This window comes from Bacillus yunxiaonensis (assembly GCF_037104695.1).
Classification (GTDB): domain Bacteria; phylum Bacillota; class Bacilli; order Bacillales; family Bacillaceae_G; genus Bacillus_A; species Bacillus_A yunxiaonensis.
In genome coordinates this window covers 416,383-427,964 of the sequence record NZ_JBAWSV010000005.1, presented here as the reverse complement: position 1 = coordinate 427,964, position 11,582 = coordinate 416,383, and the positions used below count along the sequence as shown (strand labels likewise).

11 protein-coding genes and 2 other annotated features are annotated in these 11,582 nt (G+C 35.6%); of the genes, 5 read left to right on the top strand and 6 right to left on the bottom strand.

Features of this window, described 5'->3' with window-relative positions:
* A complete protein-coding gene (pyrF, locus tag WAX78_RS16825) occupies positions 1–717 on the top strand; it encodes an orotidine-5'-phosphate decarboxylase (RefSeq protein WP_336483168.1) in 717 nt (238 codons plus the stop codon).
* On the top strand, positions 714–1,346 hold the full coding sequence (gene pyrE / locus WAX78_RS16820; protein WP_336483167.1) for an orotate phosphoribosyltransferase: 633 nt from the start codon (positions 714–716) through the stop codon (positions 1,344–1,346). The genes pyrF and pyrE overlap by 4 nt, the downstream gene beginning before the upstream one ends.
* A gap of 60 nt (positions 1,347–1,406) precedes the next feature.
* On the opposite strand, the gene WAX78_RS16815 is transcribed toward pyrE, so the two are convergent.
* Positions 1,407–1,661 carry a YbeF family protein gene (locus WAX78_RS16815; protein WP_336483166.1) on the bottom strand — a complete coding sequence of 85 codons (255 nt, stop codon included), beginning with the start codon at positions 1,659–1,661 and terminating at the stop codon, positions 1,407–1,409.
* A 27-nt stretch (positions 1,662–1,688) separates the two neighbouring features.
* Complete coding sequence (locus WAX78_RS16810) at positions 1,689–2,363, bottom strand: MOSC domain-containing protein (RefSeq protein ID WP_336483165.1); 675 nt, start codon at positions 2,361–2,363, stop codon at positions 1,689–1,691.
* 261 nt (positions 2,364–2,624) lie between these two features.
* Positions 2,625–2,849, top strand: a binding site (T-box leader).
* A 47-nt stretch (positions 2,850–2,896) separates the two neighbouring features.
* Positions 2,897–3,121 (top strand) — a binding site (T-box leader).
* A 249-nt stretch (positions 3,122–3,370) separates the two neighbouring features.
* On the opposite strand from WAX78_RS16810, the gene WAX78_RS16805 reads away from it, so the two are divergent.
* Positions 3,371–4,735 carry an amino acid permease gene (locus WAX78_RS16805; RefSeq protein WP_336483164.1) on the top strand — a complete coding sequence of 455 codons (1,365 nt, stop codon included), beginning with the start codon at positions 3,371–3,373 and terminating at the stop codon, positions 4,733–4,735.
* Between the two features lie 345 nt (positions 4,736–5,080).
* On the opposite strand, the gene WAX78_RS16800 is transcribed toward WAX78_RS16805, so the two are convergent.
* Both WAX78_RS16800 and WAX78_RS16795 read right to left on the bottom strand, forming a co-directional pair.
* Positions 5,081–5,611: a DinB family protein gene (locus tag WAX78_RS16800; protein ID WP_336483163.1), complete on the bottom strand. Its 531-nt coding sequence runs from the start codon at positions 5,609–5,611 to the stop codon at positions 5,081–5,083.
* Between the two features lie 289 nt (positions 5,612–5,900).
* Positions 5,901–6,566, bottom strand: coding sequence for a TetR/AcrR family transcriptional regulator (locus WAX78_RS16795; RefSeq protein WP_336483162.1), 666 nt, complete (start codon positions 6,564–6,566; stop codon positions 5,901–5,903).
* Between the two features lie 150 nt (positions 6,567–6,716).
* Between WAX78_RS16795 and WAX78_RS16790 the strand changes: the two genes are divergently transcribed.
* Positions 6,717–7,685 (top strand): aldo/keto reductase, encoded by a 969-nt coding sequence (locus tag WAX78_RS16790; protein WP_336483161.1) that lies wholly within the window; start codon positions 6,717–6,719, stop codon positions 7,683–7,685.
* 50 nt (positions 7,686–7,735) lie between these two features.
* On the top strand, positions 7,736–8,248 hold the full coding sequence (locus WAX78_RS16785) for a DinB family protein (protein ID WP_336483160.1): 513 nt from the start codon (positions 7,736–7,738) through the stop codon (positions 8,246–8,248).
* A 250-nt stretch (positions 8,249–8,498) separates the two neighbouring features.
* Here WAX78_RS16785 and WAX78_RS16780 read toward each other — a convergent pair whose 3' ends face one another.
* Positions 8,499–9,566 (bottom strand): M24 family metallopeptidase, encoded by a 1,068-nt coding sequence (locus WAX78_RS16780; RefSeq protein ID WP_336483159.1) that lies wholly within the window; start codon positions 9,564–9,566, stop codon positions 8,499–8,501.
* Between the two features lie 250 nt (positions 9,567–9,816).
* Positions 9,817–11,526: an Rqc2 family fibronectin-binding protein gene (locus WAX78_RS16775; RefSeq protein ID WP_336483158.1), complete on the bottom strand. Its 1,710-nt coding sequence runs from the start codon at positions 11,524–11,526 to the stop codon at positions 9,817–9,819.
* Between the last annotated feature and the right edge of the window lie 56 nt (positions 11,527–11,582).

Sequence of the window (11,582 nt, the reverse complement as noted above, 5' to 3'; positions counted from 1 at the left end):
ATGTCACGGTCTTTAATTGTTGCACTGGATTTTCCAGGTAAAGCAGAGGTAGAACAGTTTTTAAGTCACTTTGAAGGGGAACAATTATTTGTCAAAGTTGGTATGGAACTGTTTTACAAAGAGGGACCTGCTATCATTACGTACTTAAAAGAAAAAGGACATCAAATTTTTCTAGATTTGAAGCTTCATGATATTCCGAATACGGTAAAAAGCGCAATGCGCAGCCTAGCTAGTCTAGATGTTGATATGGTAAACGTTCATGCTGCTGGGGGAAGCAGTATGATGAAAGCTGCGCTCGAGGGATTAGAGGAAGGTAAACAAGAAGGAAAAGAGAGACCGATTTGTATTGCAGTTACACAACTAACAAGCACATCGGAAGAAGTAATGAAAAAAGAGATCGGCATCGAGAAAACGTTAGAAGAAGCGGTTGCTCATTATGCGAAATTAACGAAAGAAAGCGGTCTTGACGGCGTTGTTTGCTCAACACTGGAAGTACCGAAATTACGCGAAGTATGCGGAGATGCTTTCGTAACAGTAACACCGGGGATCCGTCTTGCAAGTGATGATGTAAATGACCAAGTGCGCGTAGCAACGCCTAAACGTGCGCGTGAACTAGGCTCTAGTTATATCGTAGTAGGACGTAGCATTACAAAAGCAGAAAATCCGCGCGCGGCGTATCAAGTTGTAAAAGAACAGTGGGAGGGTGTAACAGTATGAAAAAAGAAATCGCATCTCATTTATTAGATATCGGAGCAGTATTTTTACAACCAAATGATCCATTTACATGGTCTTCTGGTATGAAATCACCAATTTATTGTGATAATCGTTTAACGTTATCATATCCAAAAGTACGTCAAGCGATTGCGGCAGGATTAGAGAAGTTAATCGAGGAACACTTCCCAACTGTAGAAGTTATTGCAGGAACAGCAACTGCTGGTATTGCGCATGCTGCGTGGGTAAGCGATCGTATGGACTTACCAATGTGTTACGTGCGTAGTAAAGCAAAAGGTCATGGTAAAGGGAATCAAATCGAAGGTAAAGCAGAAAAAGGCCAAAAAGTTGTTGTAGTAGAAGATTTAATCTCAACTGGTGGCAGTGCAATTACTTGTGTAGAGGCACTTCGCGAAGCAGGCTGTGAAGTATTAGGAATCGTATCAATCTTCACATATGAGCTTGAAGCAGGAAAAGAAAAATTAGCAGCAGCAAACATTGCATCATACTCTTTAAGCGACTACAGTGCACTTACAGAAGTAGCAGCAGAAAAAGGTATGATTGGTGAAGCTGAAACGAAGAAACTGCAAGAATGGCGCAAAAATCCAGCTGATGAGGCTTGGATTACAGCATAATCATAAAGAAAACACGACCGTGGGGGGAAACTCGGTCGTGTTTTTTTAGCAATTACATAGTTATTGCTTTTTTTCTACCTCCTTATTTCCTTTTACAAATAATAACGTCATATAAGAAACAAGAAACGAAAAAATGCTATACATCCCTACCCAAAAGAAAAATGATCGATTAAATAATGTTACTGCTACAATAAGAAAAATCGCAAATGTAATAATAGGCATTATATAATACGTCTTTGTAATTCGTGTACCAATAACAGAAAAAATAAAGACAAGTAATGGACAAATAAATAATGTGAATATAAATTCACTCATGCGCTGTCCTCTTTTCCTATAAGTTTGTTATTTTCCTGTTAAACGTTTTTCTGCACTCGTTTCTTTTCCCTCTAATCGCTTCGTAAATGTATTACGCCAGCTTTCTGATATAGAATCAACTGCTAATATGCTTTGTATTCCTTCTATATTATGTTTATCATGGTGCATCATTTCATTTGCGAAGGCAATTGTTATATGATGTTCATTTTGTTCTATTAGTTTAATTTCATCAGAAGGGGAAACGGTTCCCTCTTCTAATACTTGTACGTAAAAACCAGTGAAGCCTGTGTTTTGAACAAGAAGCGGGAAATCTTTTCTATGATAGCGATAAGCTAGCTTATAACAAGGTTGTCTTGGCTGCGTTACTTGTATGACCGCTTCTCCTATTTTATATATATTGCCAATACATACATCAGATTCTAGTAATCCTGTAATTGTTAAATTTTCTCCAAATGCTCCGTATGAAAGTTGTTGTGATAACTCTTTTTCCCAATACGGATAATGTTCAAATGCATATACACAAACAGCTTTATCTTTACCGCCGTGGTGTTTCAAATCCGCTTGCCCATCCCCTTCAAAGTTGAGTAATGATAAATGTAAAGGTTTATTAACACTTTCTTTAAAAAGACCTGTTTCAATTTCTTTCCCTTGAAACTGTAATTTTTGCGGTGTTCCGATATTGAGGGAAATGATATGTGGCATAAGTATCGCACCCTTCTGTTATATATGGTTTATATTACCATAAACGAGCTTGAGGATTACGGATTTCATGTAACATTCTCAAACATAGCTTTGATGAGAAACTATATTTGAAAATGGAGTATAGGAGAAACATCACTATAATCGTTGTTATAATGAGCCTGATAATAACGGGCAAAAGTAGCTATTGTTAACAGAAAATTACAGGAATAAAAAATATTGATTTTTTGTTACATTTATTATAAGATACTTTATAAGTAAATAAGATAAGCGATGAATGGAATAAAGTAATGTATGTTCTCCCTGTTAAAGAGAGCTGACGGTTGGTGTAAGTCAGTACAAAGAACAGCATGAATTACAATCCAGGAGCATCTTCTTCGAGCGAATTGTAAGGGGAAGACGGTGAAGAGCCGTTATAGAGAATGAAGAGATTGACATATAAAGTTTGTCAATAATTAGGGTGGTACCGCGAATAAAATCGTCCCTACTGATTAATTTCAGTAGGGATTTTTGTATTTTCATAACAACTAAATAATAGATAAGCGATGAATGGAATAAAGTAGTGTATGTTCTCCCTGTTAAAGAGAGCTGACGGCTGGTGTAAGTCAGTACAAAGAACAGCATGAATTACAGTCCAGGAGCATCTTCTTCGAGCGAATTGTAAGGGGAAGACGGTGAAGAGCCGTTATAGAGAATGAAGAGATTGACATATAAAGTTTGTCAATAATTAGGGTGGTACCGCGAATAAAATCGTCCCTACTGATTAATTTCAGTAGGGATTTTTGTATTTGCTTTTAAAAGTAGAAGTATCTAAATGTATGATTGATGATTATGTTTTTAGGAGGCTTATAGGCCTTTATTTTTAGAAATTTGATTTAGATAAAATCAATTCATTCACCAAGTCAAAATAGTGTTGTAAAGGAGGTGAATAGCCATGGAAGATGGCTATTACTATGTAACATTACTTGCAAAACAATTAAAAAAATTAGGAACAGAAAGAGGAAAAAAGAATGAAGAAAGATGGCTTAAAGAAAGAGTTATTACCTAGACATGTTCAATTTTTAGCGTTAGCGGGAATGATTGGTACGGGCATTTTCAAAGGGAGTGGAGATACTCTAGGGATTGCCGGGCCTGGTGTAATTGTTTCGTACTTACTTGGTGGATTATTAATGATGATTGTTATGGTGGCTTTAGCTGAAATGGCTGTTGTTTATCCAAATCATAATGTTCAACATTTAGTTCATAAGGCTTTTGGATTTCATGTATCATTTGTAGTTGGATGGCTATACTGGATTAACTGGACACTTGTTACAATTGTAGAAATATTAGCGGCAGGCTCTTTTTTACAATTTTGGTTTTCAAATGTACCTCTTTGGTTATTAAGTGCTATTTGTGCGCTTTTAGTTGTGGGGATTAACAGCTTTCAGGTAAAATTCTATGGCGAAATGGAATTTTGGTTTGCTAGTATAAAAATTCTAGCACTGGTATTATTCATCCTTTTAGGTGGAGCAGTCTTATTCGGACTAACGAGTTTTGCTCCATCGACACCAACGGAACATTTACTTGGGCATGGGGGATTCTTTCCAAATGGTATTAAAGGAGTATTTAGTGCTTGTTTTATTGTAATGTTCTCATTTGGAGGATCTGAGTTAATAGGGGTAGCAATTTCTGAAACAAAAGACGTTGAAAAGGTTTTACCTAAAGTGATAAAGGGTGTTGTTTGGCGCGTTATCATATTTTATATCTTGCCCATTACAATTATTGCTGGATTAATACCTTGGAATCAAGTTGCAGGAAATGAAAGTCCGTTTATACAAGTAATGAATGCCATTGGTATCCCAGGTGTTGCACATATCATGAATTTTGTTTTATTAACTGCAGTTCTTTCAGCTGCGAATTCAGGAGTTTTTGCTACTTCTAGAACAATGGTTGCGTTAGCTGAAAAAGGAGAAGCTCCAAAAATATTGAAAAAAACTGCGAAATCAGGTGCACCAATTATTGCAATCTCTTTGAATGGCTTATTATTATTGATAGGTGCAGGGCTAGCATTCTTTGCTCCAGATAGTATTATTGGAACAATGATGACAATTCCAGGATTTACAATGTTATTGCTTTGGCTAAGTATTTGCTTTGCGCAACTTAAATTACGTCCTAATTATTCAACAATGCCTAATTTTAAAATGAGTTTTTTTCCAACTACGACTATTATTGGAATCGTGGGATTATGTATTATTTTCATAGGTTCAACGTTTAGTAATGGAATTTCAGTCGGAACAGTGGTTTGTTTTACAACTTTAGCAATTTTAATTGGTTTTGCTTTACTTAAAGGACGGAATAGAAAGAAAGAAGACACACAATTAAAGCATATAAGTTAAATTCATGAGGGCAATAAGTATAGCCTATTTTAAAACTTGATAGGGTAGGGACATTAATCCAATAACCATCAGAGCACGCTTCTATTGAATAGGTGTGCTCTGTCATGTTTGAAGATAAAGAGTGTGAGTTTGGAGCAAAAGAAAGTATATAATTTCATTTACCAAAATAAAAGTGTCTTTTACTTAAATGAAAGAAAGTGAAACTTCCATCAGTGGGACTTCATTCTCCACTGATGGAAAGCTCTCACCAATCGGAATCTTATTGCTAAAAAGTAGCGGGATAAATCAAAGTCATAATAAAAAGATGTACTACTTCACGTATACAGTAATACATCTTTTTGTATATTATTTTACAGAATGGGCTTGTTGCATCTTTTTGATAATTCGAATTTGTCCACGATGACTCAATTCATCTTCAAACACATGAAACCATTTAAAATAATTATTTGCTGGCTTACCTTCCCAAAATGGAGTTGTTTTAAATAACCATTCGTTTGGAAGGGATTGGAATGTGGCGATGGTTTTATTGCGTACTTCTTGTAATGTGTTAATGTAGAAGTCTAATGATTGGTTTTTAATTTGCTGACGTCCAAGATTTCCTAGTTCAACGCCTGGTAACCAGCGTTCTAGTTCTTCCTCTGTTGGTTCTCTGTCTTCGAACGTATGAATTTGATAATAAAATTCGATAGCCGCCATGTGATATAGAAGCATACCAATTGAATTTGCGTTTTCATCATATAAATAGTCTAATTCTTCAATTGTTAAATCTTGAACAGCACGTAGTGTAGAGAAGCGTGCATAGTTCATCATCGAAACAAGTTTAGAAAAATCATCGCTTAATCCGTCAATCTTATCAAGTAAAAATAAATTTTCCATTACAATCCTCCTGTTATGAAATACAACCTTTTAATTTAGTTCTCGAAATAGGAGGAGATTCCTGTTTTTATATAAAATAAAGTGAGACTTCCATCAGTAGGGGCTTCATCCCGAGACTATTTTCTTCCTTTTTCTCTGAATCTTGAGATGGGGAGTCTTACTGCCCGCAAATAGCGAGATAAAACGAAAGCACCTCTATAATTCGTATTTTTAGTATGAATTATAGAGGTGCCTTTTTTCGTGTATTCGTGTTCACTTCAGACGAAATAAGTGTTAGTTGATGTTCGTTCTATATATAATTCGATACTTTTTGCACGATGTATTGTATCGTTGATTTCATTTTTTCATCATCTACATGGCTTCTATGTTCATGGTGAATGACTTGATGTTTTTTTAACATGTAATAATCAAAGAGTGCTTGATATAAAGTCATATTGTTTTGAATTAAGATTGTAGGTTCAAAGAACTTCCGTAGTAGTACATCGTCTTGGATCAGAATGAGTGTTGGATTTATAGCGTTGAACACTTCTTTTTCTATATGCTCCTCATAGAATTTTTTTAATTGATTATTTCGTTCGTTTTGAGCTTGTATGATTTGTTCATATAGTACTGGAGCATTATGTTTTAAATCTGATAGAAAGGCATCAGATATGTAAAAAGAAATGAGTAATGATTGTTCAAATGTTTTTTGAAATCGCTCTCCAAACGGAACTGTTTCTTCAAAAATTGTTTGATCAATACTAGTAATATATTCGGCATATATTTTGACGATGTATTGGATAATCTCTTCTTTTGATGAGAAGTATTTGTACATAGTTGCTTTACTAATATCCATATAACGAGCAATATCATCTGTTCGTAACGGGCTTATTCCTTGTTTTTTTACGATTGGTAATAATTTGAAAATGAGCTTTTTTCTCATTTCTACTTGATTATCAATATTTTTATTTAACATAACAACCCTCCTTGCAATTCATTTATTATAAATAAATTTACGGATTTATACAAATTAAACTAATTGAACTAAAAAAGTAAAAACAGTTTACTTGTTTTGGGTTGTATGTTATTCTCTTTTTACATTATTTTTTCGAAAGAAGGCGAACTTATGAAAAAGAAGAAGTTAGGTTCACAAGGATTAGAAGTATCGGAAATGGGATTAGGTTGTATGGGAATGTCCGAATTTTATGGTCAGACAGATGAGATAGAAGCGACAAAAACAATTCATCGCGCTCTCGAGCTCGGAATTACAATGTTCGATACAGCGGATATTTATGGATATGATGAAGAGGGAATGGGAACAAATGAAAAACTAGTAGGGAAAGCATTACGGGGATTTCGGCATGATGTGAAAATTGCAACGAAGTTTGGAGCACTGCGAAATGCAACAAAAGCGTTAGGATACAACGGTTCACCTCAATATGTGAAGGCAGCATGTGAAGCAAGTTTAAGAAGATTAGGGACAGACTACATCGACTTATATTATTTGCATCGCGTTGATCCAAATACACCAATTGAAGAAACTGTAGGTGCGATGGCAGAGTTAGTGCAAGAAGGAAAAGTACGTTATATCGGACTATCTGAAGTAACAGGTGAGCAATTAAAAACAGCTCATGCAATTCATCCAATTTCAGCTGTTCAAACTGAATATTCTCTTTGGTCTCGCGATCCAGAGAAAGATATTTTACATGTTTGTCGTGAATTAGGCGTTGGATTTGTTCCATATAGTCCACTTGGCCGCGGATTTTTAACGGGGAATTTAACAAGCCGTGATCAATTAACACCTGATGATTGGAGATACTATAATCCACGTTTTTCAGAAGATGCATTTGCTTCTAATATGAAAATTGTTGAAGGAATTAAACAGCTTGCATTAGAGAAAGAATGTACGCCTGCACAATTAGCGCTTGCTTGGGTCGTTGCACAAGGTGAAGGAATCGTACCAATTCCAGGTACAAAGCGAGTGAAGTATTTGGAGCAAAACGTAGCGGCTCTTGAAATAACTTTAACAAAAGAAGAACTAGCATACTTAAATACGATTGCACCTATTGGTGATACGTTTGGTAATCGATATTAAGATTGGTAATCATTTGAAAAATCAATTGAAAAGGTAAAGGATGGGATTATGTGCATACAGAAAGCAATCATTTGATCAATGAATCATTTGCTAGAACGTTAGTAAAATCATTACGAGGAGAACGCGGGCATATTCCAATTAAAAATGCAATTGCAGATATTGATTGGGAACTATCAGGAAAACAAGTAGAAAACATTCCGTATTCCATCTACCAACTAGTGATGCATATGAAGTATTGGCAAGAATTTCTCTTACGTGGTCTACATGGAGAAAAACCACAACTTCCAGCGCACGTGAAGGAGAGTTGGCCAGTTGAAAATATGGCGAAAAATCAAGAAGAATGGGCGGAGATTATAAGACAATTTCTAGCGGGAATCGATACTGCTTGTACAATTGCTCAAACTACAAAACTTGATGAGCCTTTAGCGCAGTATCCAGATGTAACGCGGGCGGATACGTTACGTAATATTGCTTCGCATAATAGTTATCATTTGGGAGAAATTGTATTGCTGTGTCGTTTATTTGAGGCGTGGCCTCCACCTAGTGGCGGTTATCCAATTTAAGAAAACGACTCTTCTCACTAAGTCATGGTGAAAGGAAATGAGTTCTTATTACTTGTTGGTGTAGAACAAAAAATAACAGGCTTCTTCATAATTGAAAGAAGTCTGTTATTTTTTAAAAATTATTTGCCCCGCTAGTAATCCACCATCTCAAGGTTATGTAAAAAACAAAGAAGTTAGGTGAGGGCTAAACTGTGTATAAAAATTCGACTGATTAGATTTAATGAACGGTAGAGATGAAGAAAGTTTCAATTTATCCCAGAACGATAAGTTCTCTATTCGCGTGTGTAATGACTTCATACCCAGTTTTCGTAATAACAATATCATCTTCAATTCTGCAACCGCCCCAATTTGGGATATAAATACCTGGTTCTACGGTTACAACCATTCCTTCTAGTAGTGTGTCTGTACTATCTTTTGATAATCTAAGAGGTTCATGAAGTTCTAATCCAACTCCATGGCCCGTTGAATGACCGAAGTATTTACCGTAGCCATGTTCAGTAATGTAATTTCTTGTAATATCATCGATTGTTTTTGCCGATTCACCTGGGCGAATTGCTTCAGTGCCGCGTTTTAAAGCTTCAAGTACAATGTTGTATATCTTTACAAATTCCTCAGAACAACTACCAATTGCAACAGTGCGCGTTAAATCAGAACAATATCCGTTATAAAGTGCACCAAAATCTAATGTAACAATATCCCCATCTTCAATGATTTTACTTGTAGCTACCCCGTGTGGGAGAGAAGAGCGAGTGCCAGAAGCTACAATAATGTCAAATGATGAAGAGGAAGCACCTTGTTTTCGCATGAAAAATTCTAATTCATCTCTTACATCCCATTCAGATACGCCGGGTTTTAGAAAAGTTGTAATATGTTGAAAGGCTTCATCCGCGATGTGAGCTGCGATTTTAATCATTTCGATTTCGGATTCTTCCTTCACGGTACGAATTGTTTCTATTATTTCATTTACATGAACAAGTTCGATATTTATATAATTTTTTAACGCTGTATATTGTTTCAGCGTCATATTATTTTCTTCTACACCTAATTTGTTTATTTGTAATCTGTTTACTTGCGCTGCAATTTCTTGTTCTATGTTCCCTTTATGCATAATAATTTCTGCTTCGTGCACTTGTGCTTTTGCTTGATCTGAATAACGGAAATCTGTAATAAATACTGCACTTGTAGGAGAGATTAAGACAACTCCAGCTGTACCTGTAAATCCAGTTGCATATCGGCGATTTTCTTTCTTTGTAATCAGTAATCCGTCTATTTCGTATCGATGTAGCTGTTCTTGTATTTTCTTGATTCTTGAAACCATTTTAATTCCTCCCTTTCATCTCCTTATATAAAGCAATAATAGTGCCAATCTTTTTTTATAAGAGAGAAAATCTTTTATTCAGTATGAGTAGGGAGTAAAGCTCTGCGAAGAAAAGCGTTTTTTTATATCTGTGTCAAATAATATAGACACACAAGCTCATTTTGTGTCTATATTATTTGACACTAAAAATGATTGTGTAAAAAATGAAAGACAAAGAGATAATTACGATATTGTAATCATCTCTTTGTCTTTAAGCCTTCAACTTCATCACAGTATCTGCATCTGGTGTAACATATACTGTTTGTTGATTGTCATACGTAACAAACCCAAGTTTTGCTCCACTCGGCTTTTTCACATGACGAATTTTTGTATAATCGACTGGAACAGAGCTTGATTCTTTTGCTTTACTAAAGTAAGCAGCTAGCTTTGCCGCTTCAACTAATGTTTCATCGCTTGGCTCTAATGAACGGATGACCACGTGTGAGCCTGGAATGTCTTTCGTATGAAGCCAAATTTCATCACGGCGTGCGAGTTTATTTGTTAAATAGTCGTTTTGTTTGTTATTTTTCCCGACTAAAATCTCGGTTCCATCACTTGCGATATATTTATCTAATACAGGCTTTGATGGTTTCTTTTTTGCATTTTTCGCCTTGCGATTACGCATATATCCTTCTTCGGCTAGTTCTTCACGAATTTCTTCAATATCTTTAGAAGAAGCAGATTCCATTTGTTGTAGTAAGCTATCAAAGTATCGTATTTCTTCATTTGTTTTTCCAATTTGTTCTTCAACAATTGCTACAGAATTTTTTGCTTTTTGATATTTTTGGAAATAACGCTGTGCATTTTCTGATGGTGTGCGTAATGGATCTAGGGTAATCTTTACAGTTCCATTATTTTCATCATAGTAATTGATAACCTCAACTTCTTTGTCGCCTTTTTTCACTGCATACATATTGGCTGTAAGCAATTCGCCAAATAGTTGATATTTATCTGCTTTACCCGCGTCTTCTAAAGTTTTTTGCAGTTTAATTAATTTTTTTTCGTTTTTTGCTTTTTCATTTTGCATAAAACGTTCTAAATCATGGGCCTGTTGTTTCACTCGGTCGCGTTCTGCTTTACCGAAGAAGAAACGATCTAGTAATTCGCTTACAGATAGGAATGATTTCTCTTCACCTTTTAAGTGTGAAAGTGGGAATAAATAAAAGAATTCTTTCCCATTAGCAACCATCATCGAAGGCGTATACTGATGTTGTAGCAACGGTTTTTGTAATGTGAAAAATGCTTCGGATAATGCAAGTTCATTCGCCATGCCAGCCTTTGCAACCACTTCTTTTGCAAATAATGGAGAGATCCCTGTAAAAGCTCCTACGAGTTGTTTATCCATATTTCCTGCTAAAAAGTCGAGCGGTCGAATAAATTCTTCTTGCGTTTCAATTTGCAATGGATTGATTTTCTGTTGCGTTGGCGGTGCAATATATTCAGCCCCGGCATACACAGTGCGGTGCCGGTTTACCGCTAAGGAAACGTGTTTTAGGCTATCCAAAATTACATTTGTTTTGGAGTCTACTAAAATGATATTGCTATGACGCCCCATGATTTCAATGATTAATGTTTTTAATGATTCATCACCAATTTCATTACGGCTACGAATTGTAATTTGAATAATCCGCTCCAAATCAATTTGTTCAATCTTCTCAACAAATCCACCTTCTAAATGTTTGCGAAGAAGCATGCAAAACATTGGCGGTAATGCAGGAGAATCATAATTTTGTGTTGTAAGATGCATACGCGCGTATGTTGGGTGTGCGGAAAGAAGTAATTTTTGATTTTTTCCGTGTGCCCGAATATGTAACAAAATTTCATATTTTGACGGTTGATATATTTTTGAAATTCTTCCTGTTTGAAGAGAATTTGCAATTTCATGTGTGATCGCTCTTGTAAATAATCCATCGAATGCCACTTTGAACACTCCTTTCTCACTAAAAGTTAATTATAGCATTTTTTCGGACGAGGCTG